This window comes from Robinsoniella peoriensis (genome assembly GCF_000797495.1).
GTDB classification, from domain to species: Bacteria; Bacillota; Clostridia; order Lachnospirales; family Lachnospiraceae; genus Robinsoniella; species Robinsoniella peoriensis.
In genome coordinates this window covers 720,502-735,158 of sequence record NZ_JTGN01000001.1, presented here as the reverse complement: position 1 = coordinate 735,158, position 14,657 = coordinate 720,502, and the positions used below count along the sequence as shown (strand labels likewise).

Here is a 14,657-nt window from a genome sequence, read left to right as displayed (position 1 = left end):
TATATTAGCAAAGAAATGAAAGAGCCGGAAGTAAAGCGGCGTAAAATCAGAGAGGATATTTATTTTATGAAGAAAAAAATTGTAGTTGCATTATTATTAAGCCTGAGTGTTTTGGCAGCAGGCTGCTCTAGCGATAAGAAGACAGCAGATACGTCAACACAGGCTGCAACAGAGGCAGCATCCGCTACATCAGAAGCCGGAAGTGAGAAGGCATCTGAGACGAAAGAAGGTACAGAAAAGACCTCTGAGAATGCAACAGAAGCAACTTCTGAGACCCAGAAACAGACAGAGCGTGCGAAATATGAAGCTCTGGATTATGTAACACTGGGAGAGTATAAAGGCCTGGAAGTTACACTGGAGACAGAAGAAGTAACCGATGAAGAAATCAATGAGCAGATCAAAAGTACTGTTACACAGCAGAATAAGATGGAAGAAGTTAAAGACGGAACAGTTCAGGATGGCGATATTGTAAATATTGATTTTGAAGGTAAAGTTGACGGAGAAGCAGTAGAGGGAGCAACGGATAAAGGATATGAATTAACCATTGGTTCCAATGCTTTTATCGAAGGATTTGAAGAAGGATTAATCGGAGTTAAATCAGGAGAAAACAAAGATCTGAACCTGAAATTCCCGGATAGCTATCAAAAAGAAGAATTACAGGGTAAAGACGTTGTATTTAGTGTAACCGTTAATTCCATCAAGAGATTACCTGAAATAACAGATGAACTGGTAAAGCAGATTTCAGATGCTAAGACAGTAGATGAATACAAAGAGCAGGTGAAAGCAACCCTGATGCAGCAGAAGGCACAGAGCCAGAGAACAGCAGAAATAAATGACCTGATCTCTAAGGTTTACAGCAATTCCAAGATTAATGATTATCCGAAGGAATTAGTAGACCAGAATGTTCAGAGTATGAAGACATACTATGAATCCTACGCAAAACAGTCAGATCAGTCCTTAGAAGAGTTTCTTCAGGCTAATATGCAGATGTCCGAAGATGATTTCATGAAAAAGGCAGAAGAAACAGTAAAGCAGGGATTGGTTCAGGAAATGTTATTAAAAGCAATTGCTGAAAAAGAAAAAATCACGATCTCTGATCAGGAATACAAAGATGGACTTACAAAATACAGCAAAGATTATGGTTTTGAAAGCGAAGATGAATTCCTGAAACAGTATGGAAAAGATATCATTGAATTAAGCCTGATCCAGGATAAAGTAGTGGAATTTCTGTTAGAAAATGCAAAAGTAACAAATGAAGAAGCAAGGGTAACCGAAGCTGCTACAGAAAAAACTACAGAGAAAGAAACTGGAAAAGAAGGATCAACGGAAGAAACCACGGAAGCCGGTTCAGATAAAGCAACAGAAAAGACTTCTGACAAAGCGACAGAGAAGACAACCGAAAAAACAACAGAAAAATCAGAGTAGTCTGATTCCTGATAAAAATAAGCAGTCCCGAATAACGGGCTGCTTATTTTTATTGCGGAGAACATTAAAAAGTTGTTGTACTGATTAACGGCGGTGTTTCATCCGGTATTCTTTTGGGGAACAGCCATAGCCTTCTTTGAATTTCTTATAAAAAAAGCTGACATTTTCGTAACCCACCTGATTAGCGATGACACTTACCGGAGTATTCGTATTCGCAAGTAGTTTCTCGGAACTTTTAAAACGCTGCATCTGCACCAGTTCTTTGTAGGAGTACCCGGTATTTTGCTTGAGCAGAGTAGTCAGATAGTTGGCATTTAAATTAAAAAAGGCAGCAGTAGATTCCAGGGTACAGGTTCTGAAGTTTCCTTCTATGTATCGAAGTATGGGGATCACAGTCCCTTTCAGTCCTTTTCGTTCACATTTACCAAGATCGTTTTCATATACGTTGATCAATTCTGAAAGGATGAGATTGAAAAGACTCTTGAGCATATCGGTAGAATTCAGTGACGGGTCATAGCATTCACAAAGAAATTCCCGGAAAAATATAGGAATGCGCCTGCTGTTTTGGGATTGAAATATAATATAGTGTATATCACTTGTATTTTCAACGATTGTATTAATGAAAAATTGAGAAAGAATGCTTCCTTTTGCAAGTCTGCTGAAAAAATTCATATTCAGATAATTTTTGTCGATAAGGAGGCTGATCATGATATCATTTTCACCGATTTTCCCCACGGAATGAGGGGTGTCTGAGTCTATGAAGATCACCTGATTTTCTTCTAAAATATGTGTTTCTTCGTTTATGATCTGGGCACAGGATCCGGAATACATATAATTAATTTCCACCCATTTATGTATGTGCAGGGGACAGGCCTGAAACCTGGAATGCTTACGCACAAAAAGACTGTTGGGAATAGCACAGATGTCATTTTCGCGGCTTCGGTTAATAAATATTTTATATATAGTTTTACCGTTCCGGATTTCCGTTGGGAAATGTGACCAGAAATGGCTTCGGATTCCCTGACGGTACTCTTGTTCTTTTTTTGTTAAATTTCGAAGATTAGCATCTAATGATGATAAATTCATTGTTCACTCCTGATTTCTCTTTGTAGGTTTTCTAAGAATAATAATTGCTAATTTAATTATAAGTGTCCGTATACGGACTGTCAATGACAAAAATCTGAAGTTTGGACAGTAAAGGAATGAATTTTTGGTAAAATGTATGGGTGTTTTGCTTACTTTATAAGTTACCCCTATAGTTACCTAAAACTACCTATACAGATTTCTGAAATCGTTGTATAATTGAATATAATTTTTAAATGAAGGAGATATGGAGTACACCAATGCGTAAACTAATAAAATATCTGAAGGGCTATGAAAAGGAAAGTATTATAGGGCCACTATTTAAGCTTCTGGAAGCGTGCTTTGAACTTCTGGTACCGCTGGTAATGGCGAGGATTATTGACATTGGAATTAAGAATGCAGACCTTCCATACATATTAAAAATGGGAGCGGTTCTGATTGGCTTTGGCATTTTGGGACTGACCTGTTCCCTGACAGCCCAGTATTTTGCGGCAAAAGCAGCTACAGGGTTTGGTACGGAGCTTCGAAAGGATTTGTTTGCCCATATTAATGGTTTGTCTTATACCGAACTGGATACCATAGGAACATCTACACTGGTAACCAGAATCACCAGTGACATCAATCAGGCACAGGCAGGGGTAAACCTGGTATTGCGGCTTTTTCTAAGATCCCCGTTTATTGTTCTGGGGGCTGTTATCATGGCATTTACCATCAATGTGAAATTGGCGTGGATATTTGTTGTTCTGGTACCTGTTTTGTCTGCTGTAATCTATGGGATTATGATGATCAGCATTCCCATTTACAAAAAGGTTCAGAACAAGCTGGATAAAGTACTGCTGATTACCCGTGAAAATCTTACCGGTGCGAGAGTTATCCGGGCATTCTCCAGACAGCAGGAAGAGATGGAAGACTTTGACCGGGAAAGCAGGCAGTTGATGGGAATTCAGCTGCGGGTAGGAAGAATTTCGGCGCTGTTAAATCCAATTACTTATGTAATCGTAAACGCTGCAATTATTATTGTGCTCTGGTTTGGCGGAAAAACTGTTTACAACGGGATCATTACCCAGGGAGAACTCATAGCACTGATTAATTATATGTCACAGATTCTACTGGCGCTTGTGGCGCTGGCTAGTCTCATTATTTCATTTACGAAAGCTTCTGCATCTGCAATCAGAATCAATGATGTATTTGAACAGAGATCTGATATGCAAGAAGGTGACCAGCCGGTTCAGCCAGAAAAAGGCGCTCCCAAAGTTTCCTTTGATAAAGTGTGTTTTGCCTATAAAGGAAATAAGGATTCTCTGACAAACCTGTCTTTTGAAGCAGCAAGTGGACAAACCATTGGAATCATCGGAGGTACAGGCTCCGGAAAAAGTACCCTGGTTAATCTGATTCCCCGTTTCTATGATGTAAGAGAAGGGGCAGTTAGGATGGATGGCATAAATGTTAAGGATTATCCTTTTGGGCAGCTTCGCAGAAAAGTAGGCGTAGTTCCGCAAAATGCAGTTTTATTTGCAGGGTCGATCCGTGAAAATATGAAATGGGGCAAAAAAGAAGCTACTGATGAAGAAATATATCGTGCACTTGAGATTGCCCAGGCCAGGGAATTTATTGACGGGAAGCCGGAAGGCTTGGATACAAAGATTATGCAGGGGGGCAAGAATTTATCCGGAGGACAGCGCCAGAGGCTTACCATTGCCAGAGCGCTGGTTGGACAGCCGGAAGTGCTGATTTTGGACGACAGTGCATCGGCGCTGGATTTTGCCACTGATGCAAAGCTAAGAAGGGCGATTACTGAAAAAACAAAGGGAATGACCGTTTTTATCGTATCGCAGAGAGCTACGACAATACGGAATGCAGATCAGATTATCGTATTGGATGATGGCGGACTGGCTGGAATCGGCACGCATCAGGAATTATTTGAAACGTGTGAAGTTTATAAAGAAATCTGTTTGTCACAGCTTTCGGAAAAGGAGCTGCGTGGATAATGAAAAAGCAGGGAAATAACAGAGAAACAGAAAAAAGAATATTGAGATTAATTAAACCTTACGGACACCTTCTCATTATGTCCTTGATCTTTGCGGTGGTCAGTGTAGTATTGACGCTTTATGCACCGGTAATTACAGGGCAGGGAATCGATCTTATTCTTGATAAAGGACAGGTTGATTTTGCTGCTTTAATGCCTTTGCTGGTGAGGTTTGGGATCGTTGTGGGAATCACAGCACTTGCCCAGTGGCTGATGAATCTGTGCAACAATAAAATAACTTATCATGTAGTAAAAGATATCCGAACAGAGGCATTTGAGCATTTGGAAATTTTACCTCTTCGATATATAGACAGCAATCAGTATGGTGAAGTGATTAGTAAGGTCATTACCGATGTGGATCAGTTTTCGGATGGTTTACTATTAGGATTTTCACAGTTATTTACAGGAGTCATAACGATCCTGGGTACGCTTTTATTTATGCTGAGTGTTAACTTTAAAATAACCCTGGTGGTCGTCCTGATTACGCCGCTTTCTTTATTTGTGGCAAGCTTTATCGCCAGAAGGACATTTTCTATGTTCAAACTGCAGTCGGAAACCCGTGGTGAGATGACTTCGCTGGTAGAAGAAATGGTTGGAAACCAAAAGATTGTAAAGGCATTTTCCCATGAAGAAGAGGCAGAAGAGAAGTTCCGGGTTATTAATGAAGATCTCAGGAAATGCAGTCTGAGAGCAATCTTCTTTTCTTCCATTACAAATCCGGCAACCAGGTTTGTAAACGGTTTGGTTTATGCAGGCGTCGGCATTGTAGGTGCTATTTCTGCTATTCGGGGAGTGATCAGCGTAGGGCAGCTGTCTTGTTTCTTAAGCTATGCCAATCAGTATACAAAGCCATTTAATGAAATTTCAGGAGTGGTAACGGAATTACAAAACGCATTGGCGTCAGCTACCAGGGTTTTTGCACTGATCGATGAAGAGCCTCAGACTCCCGATACTTCGGATGCTTTAGAACTAAAGCCGGAGATGGTGAATGGAAATGTGAAATTGAAAAATGTTCAATTTTCTTATAACCCGGAAGTATCCCTGATACAAGGATTGAACCTGGATGTCAAATCAGGACAGCGTATAGCAATTGTTGGGCCTACCGGGTGCGGCAAGACAACGATTATTAATCTTTTAATGAGATTTTACGATGTAGACAGTGGGGAGATCTCGGTAAGCGGCCATCCGGTCAGAACGCTGACGAGAGACAGTCTGAGAACAAATTATGGAATGGTTTTACAGGAAACCTGGTTAAAATCCGGCACGATTGCAGACAATATAGCATATGGGAAACCGGACGCATCCAGGGAGGAAATAATGGAAGCGGCAAAATCAGCGCATGCCCATAGTTTTATCAAGAGAATGCCGGATGGTTATGATACGGTCATATCAGAAGCCGGAGGAAATCTGTCCCAGGGACAGAAACAGCTGCTCTGCATTGCCAGAGTGATGCTCTGTCTTCCCCCGATGCTCATACTGGATGAAGCAACGTCTTCTATTGATACCAGGACGGAGATCAAGATACAGAAAGCATTTGAAAAAATGATGCAGGGAAGAACCAGCTTTATTGTAGCGCACCGTTTATCTACTATTAGAGAGGCAGATATTATACTGGTAATGAAGGATGGGGCAATTATAGAACAGGGAAATCATGAGTCGCTGCTGGGAAATAATGGATTTTATGCGGACTTGTATAACAGCCAGTTTCAGCAGAATGCTTAGAGCGTGTCTTGAAATTGTTTTCTGGCAGCTGCAGGCGGCAATATGCAGAAGCCTTATAGGCGCCAGACGTGGGCAGGCGGCAATATGCAGAAGTCATTTAGGAGTCAGATATGGCAGGCTGTAATAGGCAGAAGTCATTTAGGAGTCAGATATGGCAGGCTGTAATAGGCAGAAGTTATATAGGAGTCATGGCAGGCAGCAATATGCAGAAGCTACAGAATCGGATGTAGCTTCCGGTAAGTTGGGAGGTGCGTTATATGGAATCAAATGCGAAAGCGGATATGGGCCAGGCATTAAAACAGCTTGCGAGGAAAAAGCCTTTTGATAAGATATCCGTATCGGATATTACCGCAGTGAGCGGCTATAACAGACAGACTTTCTACTATCATTTTCAGGATAAGTACGAACTTCTGAACTGGGTATACTATCAGGATATTTTTGCAGACCTGGTAAAAGGAATTGACTTTGATAACTGGGACGGACATTTGTGTAAGATGCTGATCAGGATAAGAGCGGAAAGTTATTTCTACCAAAATACCATCCGTTATGCACAGGATAACTTTCAGGAACATCTATTTCACGTAACAACAGAACTTTTCGGGGAAGCAATCGAAGCACTTGATATGAGACAAAGACTTTCCAAAGCGGATAAGAAATTCTATGCGGGATTTTTTGCCCACGGAGCCTGCGGGTCTGTGATTGACTGGATGAAACGTGGCATGAAAGAAGAACCGGAAGTATTTGTGAAGTTTATGAAGGGGCTTGTTCTGAGCAGTGAAAAAGCTGCTTATGATAGATACAGCGGTAATTAAAACGTTTTAAATTCCGTTACTGACCATATCCGGAGATTTAGACAGGCAGTTCAAAGTGTCTAGTTACATTTTGAATTGCCTGTTTTATAATTTAGCCATAAGGGAACAATAAAAGAAAAAGAGAAAACAAAGTAAATTCAAACTGGCAAAACAAAGAAATGAGGTAATGATTATGGCTAAGAAAACATGGAAAAAATTAGTGAAAACAGGCGTTATCATAGGAGGTGCAGCAGTAGCAGCAACCGCTTATAAGAAATCCAGAGATCAAAAAGAAGAGAACAAACAGCAGGAAGACTATGAATATGATTTTAATGAAGAAATAGACCATGGTGATAAACAGATTCACTTTGTAGGCGGCGGGCTGGCTTCTATGGCAGGGGCAGCTTATGCAATCAGAGACGGACATTTTAAGGGTGAGAACATCCATATCTACGAAGGAATGCACATTCTTGGAGGCAGTAACGACGGAATCGGTACACCGGCAGGAGGATTTGTATGCCGTGGCGGACGTATGTTAAATGAAGAAACTTATGAAAATTTCTGGGAATTATTTAAAAGTATTCCATCTCTGGAGTATCCCGGGAAGAGTGTAACCGAAGAGATTTTAAGCTTTGACCATGCGCATCCGACCCATGCTAAGGCACGTCTTATCGATAAAGACGGTGTAATTCAGGATGTTAAGAGTATGGGATTTAACAATGACGACCGTATGACTCTTGGAAAATTAATGATCACTCCGGAAAGTGAACTGGATGACATGACCATTCTGGAGTGGTTCAAAGACACGCCGCATTTCTTCGAGACGAATTTCTGGTATATGTGGCAGACGACATTTGCATTCCAGAAATGGTCCAGCTTATTTGAATTCAAACGCTATATGGAAAGAATGATTTTTGAATTCCCAAGAATTGAGACATTGGAAGGTGTGACCAGGACTCAGTTTAACCAGTATGATTCTGTTATCCTGCCGATTCGCTCCTATCTGGAAGCACATGGTGTGGATTTTGTAACCAATGCAACCGTAACGGATATTGATTTTGCAGAAGGGTATTCTATCACGGCTACTGCAATGCACATTTTGAAAGACGGAGAGGAAAGTATCGTAACCTTAAAAGAAGGCGATCTGTGTATTATGACAAACGGTTGTATGACGGATTGTGCAACACTTGGTGATTTCAATACTCCGGCAGAATATAAACCGGAGAATCCGATTTCCGGTGAACTGTGGAAGAAAGTGGCTGCAAAAAAGGATGGTCTTGGAAATCCAGCACCATTCTTCACAAAACCGGAAGAGACTAACTGGGAAAGCTTTACGGTTACCTGTAAAGGCAATAAGCTGTTAAAGATGATTGAAAAATTCTCAACCAATATACCCGGAAGCGGTGCGCTGATGACCTTTAAGGATTCCAACTGGTTAATGAGTATTGTCGTAGCAGCACAACCTCATTTCAAAAACCAGCCGGCCGACCAGACTATTTTCTGGGGATACGGACTGTATACGGATAAAGTTGGGGATTATGTACCAAAGGCAATGAGAGATTGTACAGGCGAAGAGTTATTGACCGAACTGCTTCATCATCTGCATTTTGAAGATAAGATTGATGAGATTATGGAAGACGTTATAAATGTAATCCCATGTATGATGCCATATATTGATTCACAGTTCGAACCAAGAAAAATGACAGACAGACCAAAAGTAGTGCCTGGCAATTCCACTAATTTTGCTATGATCAGTCAGTTCGTTGAAATTCCGGAAGATATGGTATTTACAGAGGAATATTCGGTGAGGGCTGCAAGAACTGCAATCTATAAACTGCTGCGGATCAATAAGAAAATCTGTCCGGTTACACAGTATAAGAAGAACCCTAAGGTGTTGGCTGTGGCATTGAAGACGGCTTATAGATAAACTTTTGCTTTTGGGTTTTGTTGAGTAAGGGACGCTTAATGGAAATGCAGGGAGCGATGGCAATATTTGCAGTAAACCTCAAACGAATCATGAAAGTGATGGGGGAAAAATAAAGGAATCCCTGGGTCAGAATAAGGAATCATCCATAGAAAATACACACAAATCCACCAGAAAAATTTAAGGCTGGTGGATTTTGTGTTTTATTAATCAGGAAGGATTTAAAAATCTATGTTTCCCACTCCCATCTTTCCGTACATTACCCAACATATACAAAGAGTCCCCTTTTCGCATCTCCCCTCTCAAAAAGTAAATTTGCAGCCGCATAAATACTCATTTTTTGTCGTTTCTTCCAGTTGAAAATCCATATGAGTATGTTATACTAAAAAGGTATGAATAAATTTCAGGAGATAAAGTGTGAAAGAAAAGCGCTTTCAAACTACTTATTAAGACAGTATCACAGGCAGGCCTGCGATATGCAGGAGGTATAACTATGAAGTTACTTTTAGCTGCAATCAATGCGAAATACATTCATTCTAATCTGGCTGTTTACAGTCTGCGGGCTTTTGCCAGGGAGTTTGAGGAGCATATTGAAATTGCAGAATATACAATAAATCATTATACGGACGATATTCTTCAGGATATTTATAAGAAAAAACCGGATGTTATCGCTTTTTCCTGCTATATCTGGAATCTGGAATATGTGAAGATTTTAATGGAAGACCTGGCAAAAATTCTGCCGGATACCAGGATTTGGGCAGGGGGGCCGGAAGTTTCTTTTGATGCGGTAACGTTTCTGGAAGCATATCCCCAGGTGAGCGGTGTTATGATTGGGGAAGGGGAGCAGACCTTTTACGACTTGACGGCGTATTATGTGCGGGGCGGTGAGCTTGAGCAGATTAAGGGGATTGCATACCGTAATAAGCAGAATAAGATTATTCAAAATCCGTCCAACCCGATTCTGGATATGGATACTTTGCCGTTTATGTACGGTGACATGAAGGATTTTGCCAATAAGATCGTTTACTATGAAAGCAGCAGAGGCTGCCCTTTTTCCTGCAGCTATTGTCTTTCTTCCATAGATAAGAAGCTGCGGTTTCGAAGCCTTTCCCTGGTAGAGAAGGAACTGCAGTTTTTTCTGGATCATAAGGTACCCCAGGTTAAATTTGTGGATCGTACTTTTAACTGCAACCACAGACATGCCCAGGGTATATGGAATTATATCCGGGAGCACGACAATGGAATTACAAATTTTCATTTTGAAATCGCAGCGGATTTATTAAATGAAGAAGAGCTGCAGCTGCTTGGAACTCTGCGCCCTGGCCTGGTACAGCTGGAAATCGGCGTACAGTCTACGAATATGGAAACGATACAGGAAATCGACCGTGTCATGGATTTTGAAGCTTTAAAGCAAATCGTGGGGAGAATCCGCAGGGGGAAAAATATTCATCAGCATCTGGATCTGATAGCCGGGCTGCCCTATGAAAATTATGATAGCTTTGTTCGGTCTTTTAATGATGTCTACGCACTGAAACCGGATCAGTTCCAGCTTGGATTTTTGAAGGTATTAAAGGGATCGAAAATGCATCTGAATGCCGAACAGTATGGTATCTCTTATAAGACACGCCCTCAGTATGAAGTGCTGAGTACAAGATGGCTTTCTTACGAAGAAGTACTAAAGCTGAAGGCAGTGGAAGAGATGGTAGAGGTCTATTATAACAGCCTTCAGTTTGCGAACACGGTTCAATTTCTGGAAAGGGCGTTTGGCTCTGCCTATGAAATGTTTGAGCAGCTGGCATTATTTTATGACCGAAACGGACTGGGAGGACAGAAACATTCCCGCATGGCTAGAATTGAGCATCTAAGAAATTTTGCCAGAGAACAGGATGAAAAAAATGCCGGGCTATATGATGAATTGCTTTTGCTTGATCTGTATCTGCGTGAAAACAGTAAGAGCAGACCTTCCTGGGCAGATGATCCGGGAGACTATAAAGAGCGCATTTACGAATTTTATAAAAAGGAAGCAGAGAATCCCTCTTATTTAAAGGGATATGATGGATATAATTATAAGCAGTTATCGAAGATGACACATTTTGAAGTGTTTCATTATCAGGTGCTGGATCAGCTGCAGGAGGGGTGCTTTGGGGTGGTATTTGATTACCGCAGCAGAAATCCATTGAGTGATGACGCATCTGTTTCTGTAATTGATTTTTGAACCCAATAAGATGAAATGCTGTATCAGATAGGAGTAAGTTTGAAAGAAAAGCGCTTTCAAACTACTTATTAAGGCAGTATCGCAGGCAGGCCTGCGATATGCAGGAGGTATAACAATGACAAAAAGAACAAAGGCCATCCTGGATAAACTGGATGAAGTATACACAAGAGAGTATAAATGCTATCTGGACCATGAAACACCGTGGCAGCTATTGATTGCAACCATGCTCAGTGCCCAGTGTACGGATGCCAGAGTTAATATAGTGACTAAAGAATTATTTAAAAAATATGATACCGTGAAAAAATTCGCCAATGCGGACTTAAAAGAATTAGAGCAGGATATTAAGCCAACCGGTTTTTACCATAACAAAGCGAAAAATATCATATCCTGTACCAATACGCTGATGGAAAAATACAATGGAGAGGTGCCGGATTCTCTGGAAGACCTGACAGCTCTGGCTGGAGTTGGAAGGAAAACGGCAAACGTAATCAGGGGAAATATCTTTAACCAGCCTAGTATTGTAGTGGATACCCATGTAAAGCGTATATCCAAAAGGCTGGGGCTTACAAAGGAAGATGACCCGGAAAAGGTAGAATTTGAGCTGATGAAAGTCCTCCCCAAGGATCACTGGATACTCTATAATATACAGATTATTACATTTGGAAGGCAGATCTGTTTTGCAAGAGGCCCAAAATGTGAAGAGTGTTTTCTGACGGATTATTGTCTGGAATACAAAGAAAAGAACAAAAAGAAAAAAATAAAGAAGTAATATACAGCATACCGGAGTGTGTGTGAAAATGCTCCGGTATGCAGGAGTAAAAGTTGAAAGAAAATTGAAATCATAGAAAGGAAGCCACGATCTTTCAACCTGTTTTATTGTGGCAGTATTGCAGGCAAGACTGCAATATGCAATGGGACTAAAGATGAGTGAAAATTATGTTGCGCTGGATCTGGAAACTACCGGATTAAATCCTAACCGGGACAGAATATTGGAAATCGGCGCTGTGAAGGTAATAGGTGGGGAAGTTACGGATACATATGAAACGTTTGTGGATTGTCAGATGCGTATTCCGGAGAAAATAACAGCATTAACGGGAATTGATGATTCTATGATGAAAGGCGCCGAGTGTACGGAGACAGCAGTAAGGACCCTGGTGGACTTTTGTGAGGGATTGCCGCTGCTGGGGCACAATGTAATATTTGATTACAGTTTCATCAAACGTCAGGCGGTTAATTATAAATTGTCATTTGAGAAAAAAGGAATTGATACCCTGAAGATTGCAAGGCAGTGTCTGGACGATGTACCGAGCAAAAGCCTCACTTCTCTGTGCTGCCACTTTGGGATTGGGCAGGAGCGGCATCACCGTGCTTTGGATGATGCGATTTCATCAAGTGAGCTGTATAAGCTGCTGGCAGGTGAGTATGCCAGGGCGATTCCCAGGGCATTTGTGCCTCAGGAACTGATATTTCAGGTAAAAAAACAGAATCCGATTACAAATTCTCAAAAAGTTTACTTGATAGATTTGGTAAAATATCATAAAATAGAACTGGACGTCACAATCGAGAGCATGACCAGAAATGACGCCTCTAGATTGATAGATAAAATAATACTAGAATATGGAAGGATTAAGAGGTGATTTCCTATGATGAATTTTCACAATAATAAGACAAAGCGTATTATTGCAGCAGCTATTATTGTAGTCATTGTGTTGGCTATGGTGGTACCTATGGTTTTGGAATTATTTATTTAAGAAGGGGAAATGAAGATGAATAAGTGGAATAAGGTGGTTTTGCCTGCTGTAGTTCTGACAGCGGTATTGGCAGCCGGGGGAAGTATCCTGTCCGCCAATGCGGAACAGTCCGACGGAACGATTAACAAAGGCGTGTATATTGGTGATGTTGACGTATCCGGAATGACAAAGGATCAGGCAGAAGAAGCAGTAAAAGGAGAAGTTGCAAAAATGGAATCGGCTTCTATTACGCTTCAGGTAGGCACAGATACGGCAACGGCAACAGCAGGGGAGCTGGGAGCTAAATGGGCGAATACAGATGTGGTGGAACAGGCATTAGAACTGGGAAAAGCCGGTAATCTGATTAAGCGTTATAAAGAAAATAAAGATTTGCAGCATGAGCCTGCAAAATTTGAACTGGAATATACTGCGGATGCTTCTACTGCCCGCAATTATGTAGAGACAAAATGCAAAGTATTTGAAAAAGAAGCGCAGGAGGGCAGCCTTACCAGAGAAAATGGCGAGTTTGAGGTTGTACCCGGTGTCATCGGACAGAAAATCAACGTTGAAGATTCGGTATATGCGATTACCAATTATATGAACAGTGATTTTAAGGGAGAATCGGGAACGGTTACACTTTCCGTGAATCAGGATAAGCCTAAATTTTCAGATGAAGAATTGTCAAAGGTAGAAGATGTTCTGGGAACTTATACTACATACTATGGTTCTACCACAGGAAGAAACCAGAATGTAGAAAGAGGAGCGGAACTGCTGAACGGACATTTGCTTTATCCAGGAGAAAGCTTCTCTGTTACAGATGCAGTGGTACCTTTTAATGCTGAAAATGGATATGAAATGGCACCTTCTTATGAGAGTGGCAGAGTAGTAGACAGCTATGGCGGAGGTATCTGTCAGGTTTCCACTACGTTATACAATGCATTGCTGCTGGCGGAGTTGGATGTAACGGAAAGATCGAATCACACAATGATTGTTACTTATGTAGAACCGTCCATGGATGCAGCTATTGCAGAAGGATTGATGGATCTTGTATTTGTAAACAATACGGATGCACCGATCTATCTGGCAGGATCGGCATATGGCGGCGAACTTACTTTTACGATTTACGGTCATGAGACAAGACCTGCTGACCGGGTGCTGGAATATGTAAGTGAGACAGTGAAAACTTTTAGTGCAGAAGGAGTTGCACTGTATGCCAATCCAAATCAGAATGTCGGATACCTGCAGCAGACCCAGAGTGCACTTACCGGTAAGGAAGCAAAGCTTTGGAAGTATGTTACGGAAAACGGAGAAACTACCAAGACACAGGTAAACTCCAGTTACTATCAGGCAGCCCCGTTAGGTTATGAAGTTGGTACAGCTACGGCGGACCCGAATCAGGCAGCAGCGATCAGCAATGCGATTGCCGCAAATGATTTAAATGCGGTTCAGGCAGCGATCAGCGGCGCGGCGTCCACGCCTCAGACACAGCCGGCCAGTGAGCCCCAGACACCATCTACGGATCCGAATCAGACACCTACAACGGATGCACCTCAGACAGAGCCAAACCAGACGCCTTCCGACCCGCAGACACCTCCGGATCCGAATCAGCCGCCTGTAACGGAGGCGCCCCAGCCGGATGCAAATGGACAGCCGCCGATTGAGGCACCAACAGATCCAAATACCGCGAATGGAGCAGCACAGTAATGACGAGAAGATCAATGACGAGAAGATCAATGATGGA

Annotated in this window: 10 protein-coding genes; 9 read left to right on the top strand and 1 reads right to left on the bottom strand. The window is 41.6% G+C overall.

The genetic code is table 11. The annotated features are described in order from the left end of the window. Positions 1 to 66: 66 nt before the first annotated feature. Positions 67 to 1,425, top strand: a complete 1,359-nt coding sequence (tig, locus tag QR40_RS03075) for a trigger factor (protein WP_160295765.1) — start codon at positions 67 to 69, stop codon at positions 1,423 to 1,425. 84 nt (positions 1,426 to 1,509) lie between these two features. On the opposite strand, the gene QR40_RS03070 is transcribed toward tig, so the two are convergent. Next, a complete protein-coding gene (locus QR40_RS03070) occupies positions 1,510 to 2,511 on the bottom strand; it encodes an AraC family transcriptional regulator (protein ID WP_027293268.1) in 1,002 nt (333 codons plus the stop codon). 257 nt (positions 2,512 to 2,768) lie between these two features. Here QR40_RS03070 and QR40_RS03065 point away from each other — a divergent pair, with 257 nt between their 5' ends. The 8 genes from QR40_RS03065 (at position 2,769) to QR40_RS03030 (ending at position 14,620) form a co-directional block, all read left to right on the top strand. After that, positions 2,769 to 4,496 carry an ABC transporter ATP-binding protein gene (locus tag QR40_RS03065; RefSeq protein ID WP_027293269.1) on the top strand — a complete coding sequence of 576 codons (1,728 nt, stop codon included), beginning with the start codon at positions 2,769 to 2,771 and terminating at the stop codon, positions 4,494 to 4,496. Further along, a complete protein-coding gene (locus QR40_RS03060) occupies positions 4,496 to 6,256 on the top strand; it encodes an ABC transporter ATP-binding protein (protein WP_044293232.1) in 1,761 nt (586 codons plus the stop codon). The genes QR40_RS03065 and QR40_RS03060 overlap by 1 nt, the downstream gene beginning before the upstream one ends. Before the next feature lie 257 nt (positions 6,257 to 6,513). Beyond that, positions 6,514 to 7,068, top strand: a complete 555-nt coding sequence (locus QR40_RS03055) for a TetR/AcrR family transcriptional regulator C-terminal domain-containing protein (protein ID WP_027293271.1) — start codon at positions 6,514 to 6,516, stop codon at positions 7,066 to 7,068. A 172-nt stretch (positions 7,069 to 7,240) separates the two neighbouring features. After that, positions 7,241 to 8,974 (top strand): oleate hydratase, encoded by a 1,734-nt coding sequence (locus QR40_RS03050; RefSeq protein WP_044293231.1) that lies wholly within the window; start codon positions 7,241 to 7,243, stop codon positions 8,972 to 8,974. Positions 8,975 to 9,464: 490 nt separating this feature from the next. Further along, the gene (locus QR40_RS03045) at positions 9,465 to 11,186 is read left to right on the top strand and encodes a B12-binding domain-containing radical SAM protein (RefSeq protein WP_044293230.1); all 1,722 of its coding nucleotides are present in this window, start codon (positions 9,465 to 9,467) and stop codon (positions 11,184 to 11,186) included. A 115-nt stretch (positions 11,187 to 11,301) separates the two neighbouring features. After that, positions 11,302 to 11,955 (top strand): endonuclease III, encoded by a 654-nt coding sequence (gene nth / locus QR40_RS03040; RefSeq protein WP_044293229.1) that lies wholly within the window; start codon positions 11,302 to 11,304, stop codon positions 11,953 to 11,955. A gap of 109 nt (positions 11,956 to 12,064) precedes the next feature. Then, a complete protein-coding gene (locus QR40_RS03035) occupies positions 12,065 to 12,823 on the top strand; it encodes a 3'-5' exonuclease (protein WP_242849067.1) in 759 nt (252 codons plus the stop codon). 129 nt (positions 12,824 to 12,952) lie between these two features. Beyond that, positions 12,953 to 14,620 carry a VanW family protein gene (locus tag QR40_RS03030; protein ID WP_052430666.1) on the top strand — a complete coding sequence of 556 codons (1,668 nt, stop codon included), beginning with the start codon at positions 12,953 to 12,955 and terminating at the stop codon, positions 14,618 to 14,620. Positions 14,621 to 14,657: the final 37 nt, after the last annotated feature.

Excerpts from the sequence above, each read along its gene's own strand:
- tig (WP_160295765.1), top strand. The coding sequence starts at position 67 with ATGAAGAAAAAAATTGTAGTTGCATTATTATTAAGCCTGAGTGTTTTG.
- QR40_RS03070 (WP_027293268.1), bottom strand. The coding sequence starts at position 2,511 with ATGAATTTATCATCATTAGATGCTAATCTTCGAAATTTAACAAAAAAA.
- QR40_RS03065 (WP_027293269.1), top strand. The coding sequence starts at position 2,769 with ATGCGTAAACTAATAAAATATCTGAAGGGCTATGAAAAGGAAAGTATT.
- QR40_RS03060 (WP_044293232.1), top strand. The coding sequence starts at position 4,496 with ATGAAAAAGCAGGGAAATAACAGAGAAACAGAAAAAAGAATATTGAGA.
- QR40_RS03055 (WP_027293271.1), top strand. The coding sequence starts at position 6,514 with ATGGAATCAAATGCGAAAGCGGATATGGGCCAGGCATTAAAACAGCTT.
- QR40_RS03050 (WP_044293231.1), top strand. The coding sequence starts at position 7,241 with ATGGCTAAGAAAACATGGAAAAAATTAGTGAAAACAGGCGTTATCATA.
- QR40_RS03045 (WP_044293230.1), top strand. The coding sequence starts at position 9,465 with ATGAAGTTACTTTTAGCTGCAATCAATGCGAAATACATTCATTCTAAT.
- nth (WP_044293229.1), top strand. The coding sequence starts at position 11,302 with ATGACAAAAAGAACAAAGGCCATCCTGGATAAACTGGATGAAGTATAC.
- QR40_RS03030 (WP_052430666.1), top strand. The coding sequence starts at position 12,953 with ATGAATAAGTGGAATAAGGTGGTTTTGCCTGCTGTAGTTCTGACAGCG.